Source organism: Anaerolinea thermophila UNI-1 (genome assembly GCF_000199675.1).
Classification (GTDB): domain Bacteria; phylum Chloroflexota; class Anaerolineae; order Anaerolineales; family Anaerolineaceae; genus Anaerolinea; species Anaerolinea thermophila.
Map to the genome: position 1 here is coordinate 3339422 of NC_014960.1, position 20633 is coordinate 3360054.

Here is a 20633-nt window from a genome sequence, read left to right on the forward strand (position 1 = left end):
GTAGGCAAGGTTCTTGCACCGCCTTCCGAAAGAGCGAAAAGAGCGGGAAAAACTTGCCTCTTTTTGTCTTTTTCGGTACCATGATGTACAGATATGACAACCAGTACCTCTCCCTCTCAGCGTTCGCATCGTCCGCGCCGTGAAAGTCCGGCGGTGAGCACCTGGCGTAACCTGCAGACCGTGCTCAGCGTGGCTTTACTGGTGGCTACCGTGTTCACCTTCTGGAATGCTTCCAACCTGTTTGCCGCTCAACGCATGAGCCGCATCAACCGCCTGCTGGAAGCCGCCCGCAATGTGCAGGAAAGCCTGCCCACGCCCACCCCATCGCCGCGTCCGCCCATCGGCATCGTCGCCGGTCACTGGGGACATGACCCCGGCGCCGTGTGTCCCGACGGCTTGAGCGAAGAAAGCCTTAACCTGAAGATTGCCACGCTGGTCAAACAGCGCCTGATGCAGGAAGGTTTTCAGGTGGATCTTTTCCAGGAATTTGACTCGCGCCTGAACGGTTATCAAGCCCTGGTGCTGGTGTCCATCCACAACGATTCCTGCGAGTACATCAACGATCAAGCCACCGGTTTCAAAGTCGCCGCCGCTCAAGCCAACCAGCAGACCGACAAAACCGAACGCCTGATTGCCTGTCTGGTGGATCGTTACAAACGTACGGTGAACCTGCCCTATCACCCCGGCAGTGTCACCGCCGATATGACCGATTACCACGCCTTCAGGGAAATCAGTGCCAACACCCCTGCCGCCATCATCGAGACCGGTTTCATGAATCTGGATCGCGACATTCTGGTGAATCAGACCGATCAGGTGGCGGAGGGCGTGGCGCGCGGTATCCTGTGCTACCTGCGCAACGAGACCATCAACCCTGGCGGAGGGGAGGCGCCATGAGATGACCACCCCCGGGGATGAGCGCACTGCCCACGAAGCCGTCCAGCAAGCCATCCGCGCTCTGCGGCGGCGCGATCGCGCCCAGGCGCGGTACTGGGCACAGCAAGCGGTGCGCCTTGCCCCCGAAGACGAGCAGGGCTGGCTGGCACTGGCGGCGGTAGCCTCACCGCAGGGCAGTGTTGCCTACATCCGCCGCGCGCTGGAACTCAATCCCACCAGCCCCCAAGCCCGCCAAGCCATGCACTGGGCAATCCGCCGACTGCGCGCCCAACCTGCGGCGTATTCCCTTGCCATCCACCCCGGCTTGACCCTGCCCGCCCTTGACCTGGAAGAAACCCGCCCCCTGCCTGCCGCTCCCGCCCCGGCAACCGCCCCGCGCCCCTTCACCCTGCCGCAGAAGTGGATGCGTACCGTTCAGGGCATGGCGCTGGCTCTCTTTCTGGTAATGCTGACCGTGATTACTCTGGGATTTACCGGTGGATGGGCACCCTGGACGCGGGCTTACGCCGCCGAACGCCCCGCCATGGCACTGCTCAAGCCTACCCTCACCCCCACCCACACCCCCACCGCCACCCCCACTGCCACGCCGACCGCCACCCCCACGCCAACTCCCACCGAGACGCCCACGCCCACCCCCACCCACACTCCCGACCCCACCGACACTCCCGAGCCGACCGATACCCCCGAACCTCAGCGGGACGCACCCGCCCCGCCCATTGAAGCCGATGGACGCTGGATTGACGTGGATCTCTCCGAGCAGAAACTCTACGCCTACGAGGGCGATACGCTGGTCAATTCCTTTATTGTCTCCACCGGTACCTGGCTCCACCCCACCGTGCAGGGACAGTTCCGCATCTATGTCAAATACCGCTACGCCGATATGTCCGGTCCGGGCTACTACCTGCCCGACGTGCCTTATGTGATGTACTTCTACAAGGGCTACGGCTTGCACGGCACCTACTGGCACAACAACTTCGGCACGCCGATGAGCCACGGATGTGTCAACCTGCGCACCGAGGATGCCGGCTGGCTTTACAACTGGGCATCGGTGGGAACGCTGGTCAACATCCACGATTGAGGCATGACCGATACGCTCTTCGCTTCCGACCTGGCTCACCTTTCGCGGCGCGAGTTCCTGCGCTGGCTGGGCAGAGGCGCGTTGGGATTGTTCGCCCTGCCCTTCCTCGACCCCTACACCCGCCGGGAGCGCCTCAACCATCCCCCCGACGGTCCAGCCGTGAGCCGTGTGCGCTGTGTGGACGACCACGTGGCGGTGTACGACCGTCCCTCGTTCTCTGCCGCCCTGCGTCAGGTGTACTGGCGCGACCTGGTCTTTGAGGTGGACGAGGTGGTCATCGGCGATGAACAGCCCGCCCACAACCGCGTGTGGTATCACCTCAAGGGCAAGGGCTTTGCCCACTCGGGCAAACTCCAGCCCGTAGAGGTGCGCCTCAACCCGCCTGCGGCATCCGTGCCGCCCACCGGCTGGCTGGCGGAAGTCACCGTCCCCTACACCGACACTCTGCGCGACCTCAACCGTCCTGACCGCCCGGGCTACCGCCTGTACTACAGCACCGTCCACTGGGTGCAGAAAGTGCTGAAGGACGGCGAAGGCGCGGTGTGGTATCAACTCTGGGATGACAAGTTCAAGCGGGTGTATTACGCCCGCGCCGAGCATCTGCACCTGCTGAAGCCGGAAGAGATTGCCCCCCTTGCCGAAACCGTGCCCCCCGAAGCCAAACGCATCGAGGTCTGGCTGAAGGATCAACTGGTGATTGCCTACGAAAACGACGAACCGGTGCTGATCACCCGCGCGGCAACCGGCGGCAAGTTCATTGACGGCGACTACTCCACCCCGCAGGGACGCTACCTCACCAACCGCAAGCGCCCCTCGCGCCACATGGCATCCGGCGATTTAGCCGCCCCCAACAGTTACGACCTGCCCGGCGTGCCCTGGGTGTGCTACCTGACCGAAAGCGGCATCTCGTTTCACGGCACGTACTGGCACAACGACTTCGGCAAGCCGCGCAGTCACGGGTGCATCAACCTCTCCCCCGCCGCCGCCCGCTGGATTTACCGCTGGACGCACCCCGCCGTGCCTTTCGACCAGGTCACCTGGTGGGAAGATACCGGGACAAGTGTGGTGGTGAGAGGATAAAAAAAACATCCCCCCGAACATGGTTCGGGGGGATGCCTGAGGCAACCTTCAGTGGCTTATTTCAGGTAGCCCAGCCACTTTTCCTGATACTCAATCATCGTGTCGAGCAGTTCTTCCAAGCCCTGGTAGATATCCACCACCGGATCTACCATCAGCGCCTGCAGAGCCAGGGCTTTGGACTTGTGAATCACGGCTTCGGCGGTCAGGTCGTGGACAGCCACCTGATTCATCAGCAAGCCCTTGAAACCGGCGGGCAGTTTGCCCAGCGGGATGCCATGCACGCCGTTCTTGTCCACGATAGCGGGCACTTCCACGGCAATCCACTCGGGCAGGTCGTCAATCAAGCCCTTGTTGGGGATGTTGACGGCTTCTTCCACGTAGCCCGCATCGGTGAGGATGCCTTCAATAATTGGCACCACGCGCTCTTTGAGGGTCAGTTCAATCTTGGGCTGGACGGTGGACAGGTACTGCTTGTAGAAGCGGTAGAAGTCCAGAATCCCGCGGTGATCGGTGACATCGTACGCCCACTGGATGTACTCGCCAAAGTGGCTGTCGGAGGTGATGGGCATCAGCCCGAATTTTTCCAGAATGACCTGGAAGACGCGCCGCTCGGGCCAGGCTTCGGTCTCCACGTGGGCAAAGTCCTCTTTGGTCTCGGGCCATTTGCCGGTTTCCTTGAAGTACTTGTGCTCGGCGCTGAGCGACGGCATGTTGGCAAAGAACGCCGGGGCTTTGGCGCGGATATCGGGGTAGGCATCCTTGCCGGTATCCTTGTACTTTGCCGAAAGCACCACGCTGAAGTGGTTCAAGCCGCCCGCGCGCACTTCCAGCGCCTCGTACGGCACGCCCAGAATTTCGGGCAGGAAGCGGCGCAGAGAGCCAATCTCATGGCACAGGCCGATGAATTTGGCATCGGGGAAGGCACGGTGCACGGTGGTGCAGATGCGGCTCATCGGGTTGGAGAAGTTGAACACGTAGGCATCCGGGCAGATGCGCATCACATCGGCAACGATGTCCAGAATCGGGGGGATGATGCGCAGGGAGTGGAACAAGCCGCCCGGACCGCCGTTTTCGCCATACACCTGGCGGATGCCGTACTGCTGAGGGATGCGCCAGTCCTGCTCCCACAATTCGAAGCGGTCGCCCACTTCGATGGAACTGATGACGAAATCGGCGCCCTGCAGGGCTTCGGCGCGGTTGGTGGTGGCAGAAATGGTAAACGGCAAACCGTGCTCTTCGATAAACTGGCGGGCAGTGCGCTCCACCACGCCCATGGTGGTAGGGTTAATATCGTGCAGAACGATGTGACTGCCTTCCAGGACCTTGCTCTGCAGAATATCGCCAATGGTGCCATAACCGAACTGAGCGCTTCCGGCTCCAATGAGAACAATCGTTTTCTTCATGTGCGCTTCACTCCATTTTTAAAAAGTTCAAAAGTGGGGATGGATATATTGTACCCGCTTTTTTGGTAAAAAAGTTAACAAATTCTTTACATCCGTCAAAGGAATGTTATTTTCTCTTTCGCCCATGACTTGCGATACAATAGGGGACGCAAACTGACGGCGGGGGGCACGTCAGGAAATTCTTTTCTCTGGAGGTTGTCTATGACTCTTTCTCAACCTTCCGGTGAGGAACGCCGGGTGCAGTTCCTGGGGGGCGCCAGCATTGATGGCGCGCCGGTGGCTTATCTCATCGTGCTGGCGGCGGTGGTGACCGTGCTGGCGTTCATCCCCTTCTCTGCCGTGCTGGGCATGGGCGGCTCTTTCCCCATGAGCCAGGGAGTGTACAGCCTGGTGGGCTGGCTGTTGGGTCCGCTTGCCGGGGCGGTGTCTTCGGGCATCGGCACGCTGATTGGCGTTTTCGTTGCCCCGCACACCACGCGGGTGTGGTACGTCTCGGTGATGAGCGCACTCATCACCAGTTTTGCCGCCGGCGCCATGGCGGCAGGCGGTAAACGCCGCTTGTGGTGGATTTTGCCTTTCGTCCTGGGCGTGCTGGGCTTCGCGGTGTATGTCGGGCGCGGCTTGCAGAACGGCGTTGCCCTCTCTACCGCGCTGATGACCACCTTCGTCAACTGGAGCGCGTTGATTCTCTACCTGTTGCCCACCCGTTCCCTCTTCTCCCGCTGGATTGCCTCGACCCATGTGGCGAAGATGGCGGCCGGGCTGTTCCTCGGCACCTGGATGACCTACGGGCTGGCGCACGTCTGCGCGGGCGCCATCACCTACCTGATGTTCAACTGGCCCGCCGAGGTGTGGATGACCCTCATTCCCATCATCCCGGTGGAGTTCGCCACCCGCGGTGCTATTGGCGCAGTCATCGGCACAGGGGTGATTGCCGGTCTGCGTGCCATCGGGCTGGTCAAGCCCACCCACGCCGCGTATTAAGCGAACGCCAAGCCGCCGTCTGAGCCTGTTGAAGGCATCGAGGGGTACACGAACCCCGCGCACCTTGAATACACCCGGTGCGCGGGGTTGTTCTTCCGCAAAGATTCTCACCCTGCCCTCTCCCCAAGGGAAAGGACATCATTCCAGGCAGGGTTTCTCAGCCAATCACGCCCAAACGCTTGCCCACCCGGGCAAAGGCTTCCAGCCCTTTGTCGAGGTCGTCCTTGCTGTGCGCCGCCGAAATCATCACGCGGATGCGGGCTTTGCCGTGCGGCACGGTGGGATAGCCAATTGCCATGGCAAAGACGCCTTCCTCGAATAACTCGCGGCTGAACTGCTGAGCCAGCGGGGCTTCGCCCAGCATGATGGGGGTGATGGGGGTGACGCTCACGCCGGTATCGAAGCCCAGTTTTTTCATCTCCGCCTTGAAGTAGCGGGCGTTTTCCCAGAGGCGGTCCACCAGTTCGGTGGATTCTTCCAGCACGTCAATGGCGGCAATGCAGGCGGCGACATCGGCGGCGGGGGTTGCCGATGAAAACAGGAAGGGGCGTCCGCGCTGTCTCAGCCACTCCACCACCAGCGGCGAACCGGCGGAGACGCCGCCCACCACGCCAAAGGCTTTGGAGAAAGTGCCAATTTCAATATCCACCTTGCCGTGCAGGTTGAAATGATCCACAATGCCGCGACCGCCCTTGCCCAGCACACCTTCGCCATGGGCATCGTCCACCATCAGCATGACGTTGTAGGCACTGGTAACCTCGTAAATTTTATCCAGCGGGGCAATGTCGCCGTCCATGCTGAAGACGCCGTCGGTGATGGCGATGGCGCGCCGGTAGGTGCCTTCGTTCTCGCGGATGCGCGCTTCCAGGTCCACCGGGTCGGCGTGGGCATAGCGCACAATGCGCGCGCCCGAAAGACGGCATCCGTCAATGATGCTGGCGTGGTTGAGTTCGTCGGAGAAGACCACGTCCTCTTTGCCCACCAGCGCGGCGATGGTCGCCAGGTTGGCGGTGAAGCCGGACTGGAAGGTAATGGCGGCATCTACACCCTTGAAGGCGGCGATGCGCCGTTCCAGTTCGGTGTGCAGGTCCAGCGTCCCGGCAATGGTACGCACCGCACCCGGACCCACCCCGTACTTTTCCAGCGCCTGGCGGGCTTTTTCCACCAGCCGCGGATGATTGGCAAAGCCCAGGTAGTTGTTGGAACAGAAGTTGAGCACACGCTTGCCGTCCACCACCAGCCATGCCCCCTGCGGGGTGGAGATGGTGCGGATGCGGTTGTACAGCCCGGATTCTTTCAGACGGTCGAGTTCATCCTGAATCCACTGCAGACGTTCGCTCATGGTATGTTACTCCTCATGGGTTTAGAAAAAAGTCATCAACACCAGAAACAGAAGCACACCGGCTTCTGCCACTGCCACCACGAACGCGCGGTTTAAACTGCGCGTATCTTCCAGCGAGAGGTTCGGATATTCGCCGCGCAGTGCCAGCAAAGGACCTGCCAGCGCGGCAAATACGCCCCCGGCAATCAGCCCGCCAAGATGCCCCCAGTTGTCAATACCCGGCGATAAGCCCAGCACCAGGTTAATGCCAATGATGAACACGGTGTTCCACAAGGCCGAGACAGCTTCTTTACCAAACCATCTGCGGTTATAGTAAAGGAAAACCGCTTCTGCCGCCACCACGCCAAAGAGCGCGGTGGATGCCCCGGCAGAGTTCTCCGGCGAGAGCAGGTAAGAAAGCACCACCCCGCCCAGTCCGCCGATAAAGTAGAGCAGAAGGAAACGTCGCCGTCCATAATGCCGTTCCAGCGAAACGCCAAAGGCATACAGCGCGTACATGTTGAAGGCAATGTGCGGGAGCGAGACGTGCAGGAACATCGGCGTAATCAGACGCCAGAACTCCCCCTGCTGGATGAGCGTATTGCTCTTGGCGCCCATTGCCAGCAAAAGGTCGTATCCAAAGAGGGGGCGCGAGAGCATCTGCAGAAGATACACGCCAACGGTCACTCCCAGGAGAATGTACGTCACCAGCGGCTTGGTGAGCGGGACGCGCACCTGCGCCGGCTCAACCCTGCCCAGTTCGGCGGGCGGTTGGGTTTCCGAAGGCTGAGATGCGGGCGATCCGGAAGGCAAACTCACAGGCACACCTCGCGGTGATCAATGCGGTGATGCTCCGCCTCAATGATGGCGGCGATGATGCGCACGGCTTCATCCAGGCGGTCATGGGCGTTCACCACCACGTAATCGAATTTGGAAAACTCGCGCAGTTCCTGACGGGCAGTTTCCACGCGCAGTTTAAGGGCTTCTTCGGTCTCGGTTTTGCGGTTTTTCAGCCGCCACAGCCACTCATCCTTGTTGGCAGGGATGAGGAAAATCAGCACGGCTTCGGGGCACAAACGGCGCACCGTCTCGGCGCCCTGCACATCCACCCGCAGGATGACGTCCTTGCCGCTCGCCATGGCTTCGCGGATTTGTGAACGCGGGATGCCCTTGTAATCGCCATACACGTTGGCGTACTCGATGAACTCATCGGCGGAAATCAGTTCCTCAAAGCGTTCGCGGCTGACGAAGAAGTAATCCACGCCGTCCACTTCGCCGGGGCGGATGGGACGGCTGGTCATGGTCACCACAAAATGAAAGGGGTAGCCTTTGTCCTTCATGGCTTTAATGACGGCATCTTTGCCCACGCCGGAAGGACCGGAAATGACAATCAACAGGGGTTTGGGGTGGTGCAGGTCAAAATCGAGCGGTGACTGATCCATGGTCTCCATCGGGTTAATAAAATTCCAAGATAAGATGATTATAATTGAAAAGCCATGAACTGAGCCGGAGGAAAACGAGAGATGCCGTACTACGATTACCGCTGTCTGGATTGTAACCGCCGTTTCAGTTTGTTTTTTACCTATGCCGAGTACGGGGTTAAGCCTGCAGTGTGTCCACACTGCGGGAGCGAGCACGTCCAGCGCAGAATCAACCGGGTGCGCATTGCCCGCTCAGAAGAAAGCCGTCTGGAAAGCCTTGCCGACCCGTCCAACCTGGAAGGGCTGGATGAAGATCCGCGCGCGCTGGGACGCATGATGCGCGAGATGAGCCGCGAGGTGGGCGAGGACATGGGTCCTGAATTTGATGAGGTCATTCACCGCCTGGAGTCGGGGCAAACGCCGGAGCAAATTGAGCAGGAAATGCCCGAACTGGCGGAGAGCCTGGGCGCAGGCGGGGAGGACGAAGGCGGTTTTGGCGCTGATTTTGGGGGCGAGGAATAAACTCACCTGGCGAGACCCCGCCGGGGAGGCTCCGCGATGACAACCAGCGGTTTACCGCAAAGACGCGAAGCGCGCAAAGGCAGAACCTGCACGCTTCAGGGGGTGTCGTCCACGATGAACGGAATGGCAACGGTGTACAGCGCCTGATAGGAAAGGTGCGTGCGCTGGAGAGTTTGCCCGCTCTTGCCCCCAAAGATGTGCAGGTAGTTGCCGTATGTCACCGCCACACCCTGCTCCCCCAGCGGCGCGGGGGCAGGCTCCAGGGCTTGCCAGAGCCCATCGGCGGGGGTGAACACCCAGTTGGGAAGGTTGCCCTCATCGTTGGATGATATTCCCCCCAGCAGATAAATGGAGTTAATCAGCCCGACGGCGCTCATCTGCGCGCGGGGAGCGGGCATGGCGGGGAGCGCTTCCCAGACCGTCCCGCCGCCGCTCTCGCGGGCGGGGTGGTATGCCCATACCTCATCCAGCGGCTGACTGCCGTCGCTCCCGCCGAAAAGCAGGATGCGCCCTTCCACGGCAATTGCCGCGGCAAAGACGCGCGGCGAGGGCAGAGGGGTGCGCTCTTCCCAGCGGTTGGTTTCGGGGTCGTAGGCATACACGGCGGAGGAAGGGGTTTTGCCGTCCCACCCGCCGAAGAGGTACAGGTTGCCTTCAAAGGCGGTCAGCGCGTAGCCTGCCAGCGCCTGCGGGAGCGGGGCACGGCTTTGCCAGGAATCGGTAAGCGGGCTGTACACTTCCAGCGCGCTGATGGGGCGCTGGGCGGCGGTCATTCCGCCGGGCAGGTAAATCTGCTCGCCCAGCCGCGCCGCCGCAATTTGCGAGACGGCGGTGGGCTTGCCGCTCAGGGCTTGCCAGGTATCTGTTGCGGGGTCATACGCCAGCGTATCGTTGCTGATGCCGGTCTCGGTCTCGCCGCCAAAGAGGTACAGACGCTCGTTGAAGGCAATCGCCGCCATGCCGGCGCGGGCTTCGGGCAGTTCTTTGAGGACTGCCCAGCGCGGCGGGGCAACAGGCGTGGTTTGCGTACTGGCGGGGGTGGGGGTAGATGCCGCCGGGCGGGTCAAGTTCCATACCAGCGCGCCTGCCAGGAGGAGAATGAGCAATGCCGCGCCTGCCAGCGCCCAGCGGTTCAGCGTCCGCCGCGCGGGGAGAGGGGCTTCCACTTCGCGGGTCAGTGCCGCCACCTGCAGAGGGCTTTCGGGAGGAACTTCTTCTTCGGCGGGGGAGGTCTCAGGCAGGGAAAAGCCCGGCGGGGTAATGCCGTTGCGGATGGCGTACAGCGTGGCTTCGGTGCGCGAAACCACGCCAATCTTGGCAAAGATGTTGCGCAAATGGACTTTGACCGTGTTGGGGCTGATGGACAGTGCCTGAGCGATTTCTTTGTTGGATGCGCCGGTTGCCACCAAACGCAAAATCTCTATCTCGCGTTCGCTCAGGGGCTCGTTGTTGGGCAACTCCATGCCGTTTATTATACCGTCACTTGCGTGAGCGGTCTCCCTCTCTGTTCCCTGCGTTCGCCGAGGGCGCGCACGGTTCGACAGGCTCGCCGTGCGGCGCGGGAAAATCCTGCAATTTTTTGATATACTCTATCCGAAACGGGATCACCACGTCATGGAGAACCTTCGCTTGTTTTTTCAGTATAACGAACCCCTTTTTCAGTTCATCTACGGGCTGACCTTTTTCGTTTTGGGGGTTGCCATTGCCCTGCAGGCGCGCTATTCTTCCCGGCTGGAAATTGCCCGCAGTCTCCGCTGGCTGGCGGCTTTCGGCTTTACGCATGGTTTGTATGTGTGGGGAGAATTATTTGTCCCTGTGCAAGCCTCTTACTTCCCGCCTCTGTTCATGCAGGGAGTACACTTTCTACACTTGCTTTTGCTTGCCCTGTCTTATGTGTGTCTCTTTGAGTTTGGTTTGGCACTGCTCCGTCCTTTGCGGATGGGAAACACCCTGCGCGGGCTGGTGGCAGGCTGGCATATCCTCTTCACCCTTTTGATGGTAAGGGCGGCATTTTCCACACCCTTTGACCTGAGGTCCTTTCATGATCATGTAGAAGCATTGGCAGGGTATATGATTGCCTTTCCCGGCGGGTTGTTTGCCGCTTACGGCTTGCGCGAACAAACTTACCGCCTGATCGCTCCCCTGGATGCGCCTCAGGTGGTGAGTATGCTGCGCACTGCGGGAATCACTCTGGCGCTGTTTGGCGCTCTGCGCGGATTAATCCCTCCGCCCATTCAGTTTTTCCCCGGCAGTTGGTTGAATTTGCGCACCTTTGAAGATGCTCTGGGTGTGCCGGTACTGGTTTTTCTTGTTCTGCTGGGCGGCTTTCTGTTGTTTTCAATGGTACGCGCGCTGGAAGTGTTTCACGTGGAGATGGAGCGCACCATCGAACACATGGAACAACAGCAAATCCTGCAGGCGGAGCGTGAGCGTATTGCTCGCGAACTGCACGACAATACCCTGCAGATGGCATACACTGCGGGCTTGCTCATCGACTCGGCGCGCAAACTGGCAGACGCCGACAGCCCTATCGCCCAGCGGCTGGAACGGGCAGTGCAGGCGCTGAACGAGGTCATTGCCGACCTGCGCCGCAACATGCAGGATTTACATTCTCCGCTGGGAGAAAATAACCCCCGCCGCGCCATTCGTCAACTGGTGGATGATCCGCGCTTCCGCACCCTGGTGGAGATTCATCTGGAAGATACCCTGCCCGAAGAGTGGACGCTCTCCCCGCGTCATACCGCGCACCTGCTGGCAATTTTGCAGGAAGCGCTCTCCAACGTGGTGCGCCATGCCCGTGCTACTCGCGTAACCCTGCAACTGCGCCAGGACGAAGCCGGCAACACCCTGCTGACTCTGGAAGACGATGGCGAAGGCATGCCCGCGCAAGTGCGCGAAGGCTACGGACTGCGCAATATGCGCGAGCGCGCCCGCATGATGGGCGGCACGCTTGTCCTGAGCAACCGTTCCCCCGAAAAAGGCACTCGCCTGATGCTGATTTTCCCCTCTGATACCCTCTCATCATCGGAAAGGACTCGGGTATGAACCGCATTCGCATTGTCATTGTCGATGATCATGCGCTGGTACGCATGGGACTGACCACCCTGATCTGCGACCGTCCCGATATGCAGGTCGTGGGCGAAGCCAGCAATCTGACTCAGGCTCTGCGTGTCATTGAGGAAACCCAGCCGCAAATCGTGCTGATGGATATTCGCATGCCCGGCGAAAGCGGCATTGAAGCCACCCGGCAGATTGTTCAGCGCTTTCCTCAAACCCGTGTCATCATCCTCACTTCCTACTCCGACGATGAACTGGTCATGCGTGCCATTCATGCGGGCGCATCGGGTTATGTGCTTAAACAAGCCGATAACGATGTGCTTCTGGATGCCATCCAAACCGTTGCGCGCGGCGAATCCTTGCTCGATCCTGCCACCACCACGCGCCTGCTCCACTTTGTGCGCGAGATGGAGCGCAAAGCCGAACAAAATGCTTTCCGCGATCTTTCGGAGCGCGAGTTAAGCGTGCTGGCGGAACTGGCAAAAGGCAAAACCAACGCCGAAATTGGCAGAACTCTGCATCTCAGCGAAAAGACCGTGCGCAATCATGTCAGCGTGATTCTGGAAAAACTGCATCTCTCCAACCGCGTGGAACTGGCAACCTACGCGGTGGAGCATCACATTTTCGACCTGGTGAAGAGAGATTAACAAAAGACAGAGACTCGCTCCAAAGGCGAGCCTCTGTCTTTTACCGATAAAAGTTTCCGTTAAGATTGGGCGGCTTGAGGCGTTTTGTTCCTGTTCAACCAGCGGAGGATAAAGAAGTCAGCCCCGTAATACCCGGCTACCTTCCACGCCAGGATCAGCAGAATGGCAACCAGGAAGAGCAAAGGATTGGTGCTGGCGGTGCCAGCCATCATGAAGTTCCAGTTCATCAGCGCGGCAAAGAAGGCGGTGATGCCCACAATTGCGCCGACGATCAAGCCGATGCCCACCAGCAGTTCGCCGTAGGCTACCAGTTTGGCAAACCAGGTGTACGACTGCGCATCCAGCAGGGACTGAATGAAAGCGCGGTACCAGTCGAAGGCAATGGGAGGGCGCGCAGGCGGTTCAGGAATGGCAACTGCCCGAGTCCAGAACCCTTTGAGGGCTTCCCCCGTAACCACCCACTTGGGATCGTTTATTTTGTGCAGGGAGGCTTCAATCCACTGCCAGCCCAGCCAGATGCGCACTACCAGCCACAACCAGGCGGCGCGGCGGTCATTGAAGAGGAATTTTGCCCATGAGGGATCTTGCAATTCAAGGGCTTCTCCCTTGAAGAACGTAGAAATGCTTGCCATTACTCGCTCCTTCATGAATTGAGGTTGTTGATTTTTTGGGTTGCGTTTTGCTCAACCTGCTTCCATTTTAGAAGGGATGATATGTGAATTACAGGGACACCCGCCCCCATTCCCATAGGGCAGGTGTCCCTTTGTGTGTTCTGCGAGGGTGCGTGCGGTTCGGCAGGCTCACCGTGCGGGGTCGACAGGCTCACCGCACGGTTCGGCGGGTTGAGCGCGCCCTGAGCCTGTCGAAGGGCGCATGCTCATCGTTTGCAGTGTTCCCCGTCACCGCCTGCTTGGGAAAATCCCCATGCGAAGGTTCACAGGGATTCGTGAATTACGGTACAATGTTCCCAATGCTGGAATGAACGAGGGAACGGCATGGCACATCCATTGATTGCAACCCTGAAAAACGCCCGCGGCAACGCCCGCGGCGCCATCCTCTCCGAACCGTTGTGGGGCATCCCCTTCAACCTCTATGCTCCCTACTTCTCGGTGTACATGCTGGCGCTGGGATTAACTGACTCGCAAATCGGCTTGCTGGTCAGCCTGGGGCTGGTGTTTCAGTTCTTCTGGGGCTTGCTGGGGGGCATTATCACCGACAAACTGGGACGCAAGCGCACCACCTTCATCTTCGACGCCATCTCGTGGACGATTCCCACCCTGTTGTGGGCAACCGCAAAGAGTTTTTATTCCTTCCTTGCCGCCGTGCCGTTCAACAGCGCCTGGCGCGTGACCCACAACTCGTGGACGCTGGTGCTGGTGGAAGATACCGACCCCGAAGAACTGGTGGAAATCTACTCGTGGATTTACATCGCCGGGCAGTTGGCGGTGTTCTTTGCTCCCATTGCAGGCTTGCTCATCGCCCGCTTTGGGCTGGTGCCGACCATGCGCGGCTTGCTGTTGCTGGCGTGCGTGATGATGACTGCCAAATTCATCGTCATGAACGCCATGGTCACCGAGACGCAGAGGGGCAAAATCCGCATGGAAGAGACGCGCCACCGCAGTATCTTCTCGCTTCTGCTGGAGTACCGCGATGTGCTGGGCATCCTCTTCCGCTCGCCCGCCACGCTCTACACCCTGGGCATTCACCTTGCCTTTTCCATCGCCAACACGGTGAGCGGCACCTTCTGGTCGATTCTGGTGACGGAGAAACTGCTCATCCCCGCCGCGCACCTCTCGCTCTTCCCCATCGCCAAATCTGCCATCATGCTGATGTTCTTCTTCCTCATCACCCCGCGCCTGCGCGGCGTACACTTCCGCAACCCGATGGTGCTGTCGTTCCTGGGGTACATCGTTGCCTACTCCATCCTGCTGGTCACCCCCGAGCGCAACTACCCCCTGCTGTTCCTCTCGGTGACCATCGAGACCTGCAGTTTTGCCGTGCTGGGTACGCAGTTGGATCGCCTGCTGGTGGTGACGATGAACCCCGAGGAACGCGCCCGCATCATGGCGCTGTTCGTTGCCACGCTGGTGGCGGCAACCTCGCCCTTTGGCTGGATTGCCGGAGCGTTGTCTTCCATCAACCGCATCCTGCCCTTCCTGCTGTGCCTGGCGATGTATGCCATCGGCATCGTGCTGGTACTGCGCGCCGCGCGCCTGCCGCAAAATCAACCCCAAACCGGCGAGGTCGCGGCTGGATGAGCGTCATTCTGTGGTTGATTCGTCACGGGGAAACCGACTGGAACCGCGAGGGGCGCTGGCAGGGCTGGCGGGATGTGCCGCTCAATGCCACCGGGCTGGCGCAAGCCGAAGCCATGGCGGAAAAACTGGCAGTCGCCGGGGTGACCTTCCACGCGCTGTATGCCAGCCCTCTGCGCCGGGCTTTGCAGACTGCGCAACCGGCGGCGCGCCGTTTGGGGCTGGAAATCCGCGTGGATGAACGCCTGCGCGAGATTCATCAGGGGGCGTTTGAGGGACTGACCCACGCCGAGATTGCCGAGCGCTACGCCGCCGAACTGGACGCCATCCGCCGCATGCCTGCCACGGCATCCGCACCCGGCGGCGAGACGGTGACGCAGGTTGCCGCCCGCCTGCGCGCCGCCGCCGATGACCTTGCCCGCCGCCACGCGGGTCAGACGGTGCTGGTGTTTGGTCACGGCTTGGCGCTGGCAACCCTGTACTGTCAGGCGCACGGCATCCCGCTGGAGCAGGCGCACCTTCACATCCCCCGCAACGGGGATATCCTGGTGGTGGAGTGGGGGGAAGAAACTTCTCTATCGGTGCGGTAATCCTGTTTGTGCCGCTGTCAACGCCCGGCACCCCTGCAGAAAGTCGCTGAAAGCGCCGCGGTGGTCTTTCTTTCTGTCAGAGAAAACGGGTAAATCCAGAGAGGAATGGCTTCGGTCGCCCTGGCGGGCTCCCTCGCAATGACACCCCTTCGCGCCTTCGTGGTGAGACCAGCACGCAGGTTTCGACAGGCTCGGCGAACGCGAACCGCAGGCTGAGTTCGCCGAAGCGTGCAATCGGCTTAGCGAACCCTCTTATCTCCCTTCGCGCGCTTTGCGCCTTCGCGGTGAGACCAGCACAACGGCTTCGACAGGCTCAGGCTTCGACAGGCTCAGCCGGCGGGACTTGGTATGCCCCTTACCTGCGGCTGACCTCAATCATCCAGCGGCTGACGGAGAGCAATTGCTCGTAAGGAATGGGCGGCGTGCCGCCGCTTTTCAGCGCGGTGAGGAAGGCTTGCCAGGCGGCGGCGTGACCCTTGTCCTGCCCGCCCGCGCGCACCTCTTCGCGGCGGTTGCCGCGGTACACCTCCAGGCGGGTGAAATCGTCCAGCACCAGCGCCGTACCCGCGCAGAACACCTCCACGCGCTCTTTGGGCATGGCGCGGTCGCCGTTGGCGAGGTAGGAAACCGTCCCCAGCGAGCCGTCGGCAAAGGTCAGGGTGAGCAGGGCGTTATCGCCGTGGTAGCGCCCGCCGTCGGGCAGGTAGCGGGCTTCGACCGAGACGGGAGGAGTTCCCACCAGGAAGGTGAGGAAGTCCACAAAGTGACAGGCTTCGCCAAGGATGCGCCCGCCGCCCACCGCAGGGTCCTGCGTCCAGTGATTGGCGGGCAGGTAACCGGCATTGATGCGGTAATGCGCCGCCAGGGGTTCGGCGCGCCCCTCCAGGCGGGCTTTCATGCGCTGAGCCAGCGGCGCAAAGCGCCGGTTGAAGCCCACCATCAGCAGGGGCAGGTCTTCGTTCTGCAGGGCGCGTTCGATTTCGTCCAGTTCCTCCAGCGTCAGTGCCAGGGGTTTTTCGCAGTACACTGCCTTGCCCGCCCGCAGGGCTTGCAGGGTCTGACGGGCGTGGTGGTTGTGGCGGGTGAGGATGACCACCGCCTGAATCTCCGGCGCGCCGAGGATTTCCTCTTCCTGCGAGGTGGCAAAGCGGAAGCCGTATTTTTTGGCGGCGTGGCGGGCAGTCAAGCCCGAGGCGCTGGCAATGCCCTCCAGGCGCACGCCTCCCACCCGCTGGATGGCAGGCAGGAAGGTCGCCAGGGCGTAGTTGCCCGCGCCCAGCACACCGATTCCCGGCTGGTCCTGCGCCGCCGGGACGGGCGGGCGCAGTTCCACGCGCCGCGCGGGCGTCTCTTCCGGCGCCTGAGGATAGGTGAGCAGGACGCCCAGGAACGATTCTTTGCGCTTGCCGGTGATCAGCGCGTAGGCTTCGGCGCCCTGTTCGATGGGGATGCGGTGCGAGATGAGCGGATGCACGTCCAGCAGACCGCCTGCCATCAGGTCCACCACGGCTTGCAGGTTGCGCCCTTCCGTCCAGCGCACGTAGCCGATGGGGTAATCCTGTCCGCGCTCTTCGTAGGATGGGTCGTAGCGCCCCGGTCCGTAGGAACGCGACACCAGGAAGGTCAGTTCCTTCTCGTAGTACAGTTTGCGGGGCAGGTCCAGCCCCACCGCGCCGACCGCCACCACATGCGCGCGGTCGCGCGCCAGCGTCCCCGCCAGCGTCACCGGATCGCTGGATCGGGCATCGGCGCAGATGAGTACGGCATCAAAGCCCTGCCCGGCGGTGAAAGCCAACCCGGCGCTCTCGGCATCAGGGCGCAGGACGGCGGCATGCGCGCCCATGCGCTTCGCCAGGTCCACCCGTTCGGGGCTGAGATCCACGCCAAAGACCTGACAGCCCGCCGCCCGCGCCAACCCCACGCTGAGCAAGCCCAGCAAGCCCAGACCGATAATGGCAATGCGCTCGCCCACCTGCGGATGCGTCAGACGGAAGCCGTGCAGGGCAATCGCTCCCAGGGTGGTGAATGCCGCCGACTCGAAATCCACATTGTCGGGCAGTTTCACCAGCAGGTTTTTGGGGACGACGGCGTACTCGGCATGCACGGCGTAACCGCCGCCCGCGCAGGCTACGCGGTCGCCGGGGGCAAAGCCCTCCATGCCCTCGCCCACCTCGACGATGACCCCCGCCGAGGAATAGCCCAGCGCCATGGACTGATCCAGACGGTTAAACGCCGCCTGCAGGGTGGAAACCAGCCCTTCGCGGCGGGCTTTTTCCAGCACCTGGCGCACCAAATCGGGGCGCGAGCGGGCTTTTTCCAGCAGGTTTTTCTCGGCAAACTCCACCACCATGCGTTCGGTGCCTGCCGAGACCAGCGAGGTCGCCGTGCGCACCAGCGCCATGCCGCGCCGCACCACCGGCACGGGTACGTCGGCAACTTCGGCTTTTCCATCGCGCATATTCTGGAGCAGTTGTTTCATGGGCTGTACGTGGATACTCCCGTTCTGTTGAGTATGGGGTTGCGCCGCGCCTTTCGACAGGCTCACCATTCGGTTCGGCTGGCTCACCGTGCGGTTTGGCGCGCGGTTCGTTTTGTCCTTTCCCATTATACCCGCATGCCCGGCAAACAAAAATGCAGGGCAACCCCGGCGGATTGCCCTGCATGGCTTGAAGAAAAGCCTTTACTGCTCGCGCCACTCGCTGGCTTGATCAATGGCGGCAACGTCCTCCGCCGTCAGTTCGACCTCCAGACTGCCCAGAATGTCGCGCAGTTGCTCCACGCTGTTCGCTCCGATGATGGGCGAGGTGATGGCAGGGCGCTGGAGCATCCACGCCAGAGCCACCTGCGTGACGGTGGCATTGTGCTTTTTGCCAATTTCGTCCAGCAGGTCAATGAGGGCAAAGTTCTTCTCGGTGAAGAAGCGCTTCAGCCCCTCGGCGCGGGCGCTGTCGGGGATGACCCCACGGCGGTACTTGCCGGTGAGGAAACCGCCCTGCAGAGGGCTGTACGGGATGACCCCAATGCCCTGATCCAGACACACGGCTTCCAGTTCGCGCTCGAACTCGGCGCGTTTGACCAGGCTGTAGGGCGGTTGCAGGCTGATGAAGCGGTTGAGGTTGTACTTGTCGCTGATCCACATGGCTTTCATCAGACGCCAGGCCGGCTCGTTGGATGCGCCGATGTAGCGCACCTTCCCGGCTTTGACCAGGTCGTCCAGCGCGCGCAGGGTTTCTTCCTGCGGGGTGTCGTAGTGAGGCCAGTGGGTCTGATACAGGTCAATGTAGTCGGTCTGCAAACGGCGCAGAGAGTCCTCGATGGCTTTCATCACATGCCCGCGGCTTAAGCCGTCGCCGTTGGGACCTTCCCACATGCGCCCGTTGAACTTGGTCGCCAGCACAATGAGATGACGGTTCTTGCGGGCTTTCATCCAGCGCCCGATGATTTCCTCGCTGACACCGCCGGGATTGCCCGGCACCCAGGCAGAGTACACATCGGCGGTATCAATGAAATTGCCGCCGGCTTCAAAGTAGGCATCCATAACCTCGAAAGCGGTTTTTTCGTCGGCTGTCCAGCCAAACTGCATCGTTCCGAGGCAAATGCGCGCCACCTTCAGTCCGGAGTTGCCCAATCTGCGGTATTCCATAAGAGTCCCTTCCTTTCCGTGAACGATAACAGAAATACGTTTGAGAAGACGGGCGTTTTCAGCCCGCGCCTCTATTATGCCTTCATTCACCTGGATTGTAAAGATATTTCAGACTGAGGCACACTTCGGTTTCTGAAACCAGGTCCACACTGCCGGAGAACTGGTTGACCGAGCCAAGGTAGTTGGGCAGGTTGCGGATGCGCTCGTCGGGGATGGCGGCGCGAATTTTGTGGGCAATCCAGTCGCCGTGAATGACGCGGTAAGGGCGGTTATGGAAGAAGGTCGGGCGGGTTTCCACCGGCTCAATCAAGCCCAGACGGTTAAATTCCTCAGTGCAGATGGAGTACGCCTGGCAGAGGTGCGACTCGCGTTCCGGGAAATTGTTGGCGCGCAGAGCGCCCGCCAGGTAGGGTTGCAGGCGCGGCGCCATATTTAAGCGCTCAAAAGCACTGCCGAACCATTTGCTGTAAGGGGCGTACTTGCGCTCGATGAGGAACGCCAGCCCGATGACAATCTGCACCAGCCGCGCGGTGATAATGCGCGACCCAAGGTCATCGTTGACCTCGGCAGTGCGCCCCACAAAGGCTTCTTCCTGCCCCAGTTTCATCCACTGCGCCGCCAGCAGGTACATCCACACGTCGCGCGGGTAGTACATCAACTGCTGGCGCAGGGTTTCCAGCCCAAGGTCGTCGTGCCACACCCCCCCGCTGGTCAAACTGAGCAGTTTGTGTTCCGAAAAGGTCAGCCAGTCCTGAACGGTGAGGGGGGCTTGGGTGTCCCAGCCGATTTCCTTGGAAAAGTACTCCGGCAGGGTGGTGATTTCAATCAGATGATCCACCGGTCCTTCTTTGATTTTGCGCATCAGGCGCACACCCTCTTCATCAGGGGGACCGAAGTGGGTGGGGTAGCCCATGAACTCTACCGGAAGGCGCTGGCGCAACGCCTGATACAGAAAACCGCGCTCGGCAGGATTGAAGGACGGCTCGACAAACAGCACCATGCGCGGACCCCACATGTGATCGCGCGAGCGCTCGGTGTCCAGCCCGACCACATCCGAGCCGTAACCCACCAGCGCGGCGGAATGGCGCAGTTTGGGAAAGACGTCGTTCAAAATCGGACGCACGGCTTTGAAATAATACTGTCTGGATAATTCCAGACCGGGAACAAATGCAACTGTAGCAGGATCAAACGGCTCGCCCATAATCTCTCCACCAGCACTTTCTGAATAATATTGGGGGAGAGAATCGGCGCTCATTCTTCATCTCCCGAAGGCATGGCAGGCTGATCGACCCGTAGCACCTCGCCGTGCAGGTTAATCACCACCCGGAAGCCCATCATTCCCAGATAGGCGCGTCCTTCTTCCGGGATACCCACGTTCAGCAATTGCTCGAACTGCTGATCGATGTTTTTTAACTGTTGTTCAATCATGGCACGGGAAAAAATGTCATCCTGCCCGAGCATGTGCGCGGTCTGCTCGCTGATGAGGTCCTCATGCCCGCGCATCTGTTCGCGCATCCATGCCAGCACCTGTCGATCCACCTCTTCGGCAGGGATGTGGCGGCGAAACCCGCGATCGTTGACCACATAACAGGGTTCATCGCCCACATACGCCACCTCGACAGGCTGATCGAATTCATCTACCACCAAACCGGCAAATAAGGCTTGACGAGGCACAATTTGATTATAACACTCCCGTTCGAGGAAAACGTCAAGGAAAAACATCCCTTTTGACAAAAAA

19 protein-coding genes are annotated in these 20633 nt (G+C 60.6%); 9 read left to right on the forward strand and 10 right to left on the reverse strand.

Annotated elements, in window-relative coordinates:
- The first annotated feature begins 93 nt into the window (after nt 1-93).
- Genes ANT_RS15020 through ANT_RS15030 form a run of 3 tightly spaced genes read left to right on the forward strand, consistent with a single transcriptional unit; the run spans nt 94 to nt 3052 of the window.
- On the forward strand, nt 94-894 hold the full coding sequence (locus tag ANT_RS15020; protein ID WP_013561378.1) for an N-acetylmuramoyl-L-alanine amidase: 801 nt from the start codon (nt 94-96) through the stop codon (nt 892-894).
- 1 nt (nt 895) lies between these two features.
- Nucleotides 896-1972, forward strand: coding sequence for a L,D-transpeptidase (locus ANT_RS17765; RefSeq protein WP_013561379.1), 1077 nt, complete (start codon nt 896-898; stop codon nt 1970-1972).
- A 3-nt stretch (nt 1973-1975) separates the two neighbouring features.
- Nucleotides 1976-3052: a L,D-transpeptidase gene (locus tag ANT_RS15030; protein ID WP_013561380.1), complete on the forward strand. Its 1077-nt coding sequence runs from the start codon at nt 1976-1978 to the stop codon at nt 3050-3052.
- A gap of 56 nt (nt 3053-3108) precedes the next feature.
- On the opposite strand, the gene ANT_RS15035 is transcribed toward ANT_RS15030, so the two are convergent.
- Nucleotides 3109-4455, reverse strand: coding sequence for a family 4 glycosyl hydrolase (locus tag ANT_RS15035; RefSeq protein WP_013561381.1), 1347 nt, complete (start codon nt 4453-4455; stop codon nt 3109-3111).
- 201 nt (nt 4456-4656) lie between these two features.
- Here ANT_RS15035 and ANT_RS15040 point away from each other — a divergent pair, with 201 nt between their 5' ends.
- Nucleotides 4657-5439, forward strand: coding sequence for a hypothetical protein (locus ANT_RS15040; protein WP_013561382.1), 783 nt, complete (start codon nt 4657-4659; stop codon nt 5437-5439).
- 157 nt (nt 5440-5596) lie between these two features.
- Here the strand turns inward: ANT_RS15040 and ANT_RS15045 are convergent, their stop codons facing one another.
- The 3 genes from ANT_RS15045 to ANT_RS15055 are packed head-to-tail and all read right to left on the reverse strand — an operon-like array spanning nt 5597 to nt 8211.
- Nucleotides 5597-6781 (reverse strand): glycine C-acetyltransferase, encoded by a 1185-nt coding sequence (locus tag ANT_RS15045; RefSeq protein WP_013561383.1) that lies wholly within the window; start codon nt 6779-6781, stop codon nt 5597-5599.
- Nucleotides 6782-6802: 21 nt separating this feature from the next.
- Nucleotides 6803-7579, reverse strand: coding sequence for a rhomboid family intramembrane serine protease (locus ANT_RS15050; RefSeq protein WP_013561384.1), 777 nt, complete (start codon nt 7577-7579; stop codon nt 6803-6805).
- Nucleotides 7576-8211 (reverse strand): guanylate kinase, encoded by a 636-nt coding sequence (locus tag ANT_RS15055; protein WP_013561385.1) that lies wholly within the window; start codon nt 8209-8211, stop codon nt 7576-7578. Before ANT_RS15055 ends, ANT_RS15050 begins: the two co-directional genes overlap by 4 nt.
- Nucleotides 8212-8283: 72 nt before the next feature.
- Here ANT_RS15055 and ANT_RS15060 point away from each other — a divergent pair, with 72 nt between their 5' ends.
- Nucleotides 8284-8703, forward strand: a complete 420-nt coding sequence (locus ANT_RS15060) for an FmdB family zinc ribbon protein (protein ID WP_013561386.1) — start codon at nt 8284-8286, stop codon at nt 8701-8703.
- 95 nt (nt 8704-8798) lie between these two features.
- Here the strand turns inward: ANT_RS15060 and ANT_RS15065 are convergent, their stop codons facing one another.
- Nucleotides 8799-10166, reverse strand: coding sequence for a helix-turn-helix domain-containing protein (locus tag ANT_RS15065; protein ID WP_013561387.1), 1368 nt, complete (start codon nt 10164-10166; stop codon nt 8799-8801).
- A gap of 151 nt (nt 10167-10317) precedes the next feature.
- Here ANT_RS15065 and ANT_RS15070 point away from each other — a divergent pair, with 151 nt between their 5' ends.
- The gene (locus ANT_RS15070) at nt 10318-11748 is read left to right on the forward strand and encodes a sensor histidine kinase (RefSeq protein WP_041455089.1); all 1431 of its coding nucleotides are present in this window, start codon (nt 10318-10320) and stop codon (nt 11746-11748) included.
- Complete coding sequence (locus ANT_RS15075) at nt 11745-12407, forward strand: response regulator transcription factor (protein WP_013561389.1); 663 nt, start codon at nt 11745-11747, stop codon at nt 12405-12407. Before ANT_RS15070 ends, ANT_RS15075 begins: the two co-directional genes overlap by 4 nt.
- A gap of 59 nt (nt 12408-12466) precedes the next feature.
- Here ANT_RS15075 and ANT_RS15080 read toward each other — a convergent pair whose 3' ends face one another.
- On the reverse strand, nt 12467-13039 hold the full coding sequence (locus ANT_RS15080) for a hypothetical protein (RefSeq protein WP_041455090.1): 573 nt from the start codon (nt 13037-13039) through the stop codon (nt 12467-12469).
- A 363-nt stretch (nt 13040-13402) separates the two neighbouring features.
- Between ANT_RS15080 and ANT_RS15085 the strand changes: the two genes are divergently transcribed.
- Together ANT_RS15085 and ANT_RS15090 are read left to right on the forward strand one after the other, a co-directional pair.
- Nucleotides 13403-14665 (forward strand): MFS transporter, encoded by a 1263-nt coding sequence (locus ANT_RS15085; protein ID WP_013561392.1) that lies wholly within the window; start codon nt 13403-13405, stop codon nt 14663-14665.
- A complete protein-coding gene (locus ANT_RS15090; RefSeq protein ID WP_013561393.1) occupies nt 14662-15252 on the forward strand; it encodes a histidine phosphatase family protein in 591 nt (196 codons plus the stop codon). Before ANT_RS15085 ends, ANT_RS15090 begins: the two co-directional genes overlap by 4 nt.
- A 355-nt stretch (nt 15253-15607) precedes the next feature.
- Here ANT_RS15090 and ANT_RS15095 read toward each other — a convergent pair whose 3' ends face one another.
- From ANT_RS15095 to ANT_RS15110, 4 genes are all read right to left on the reverse strand, one after another.
- Entirely contained in the window at nt 15608-17857 is a 2250-nt protein-coding gene (locus ANT_RS15095) for a bi-domain-containing oxidoreductase (protein ID WP_197534072.1), read from the reverse strand.
- 75 nt (nt 17858-17932) lie between these two features.
- Nucleotides 17933-18895 (reverse strand): aldo/keto reductase, encoded by a 963-nt coding sequence (locus tag ANT_RS15100; protein WP_013561395.1) that lies wholly within the window; start codon nt 18893-18895, stop codon nt 17933-17935.
- Between the two features lie 82 nt (nt 18896-18977).
- Complete coding sequence (locus ANT_RS15105; RefSeq protein WP_013561396.1) at nt 18978-20150, reverse strand: DUF4037 domain-containing protein; 1173 nt, start codon at nt 20148-20150, stop codon at nt 18978-18980.
- Entirely contained in the window at nt 20147-20569 is a 423-nt protein-coding gene (locus ANT_RS15110; protein WP_155818181.1) for a hypothetical protein, read from the reverse strand. The genes ANT_RS15105 and ANT_RS15110 overlap by 4 nt, the downstream gene beginning before the upstream one ends.
- Between the last annotated feature and the right edge of the window lie 64 nt (nt 20570-20633).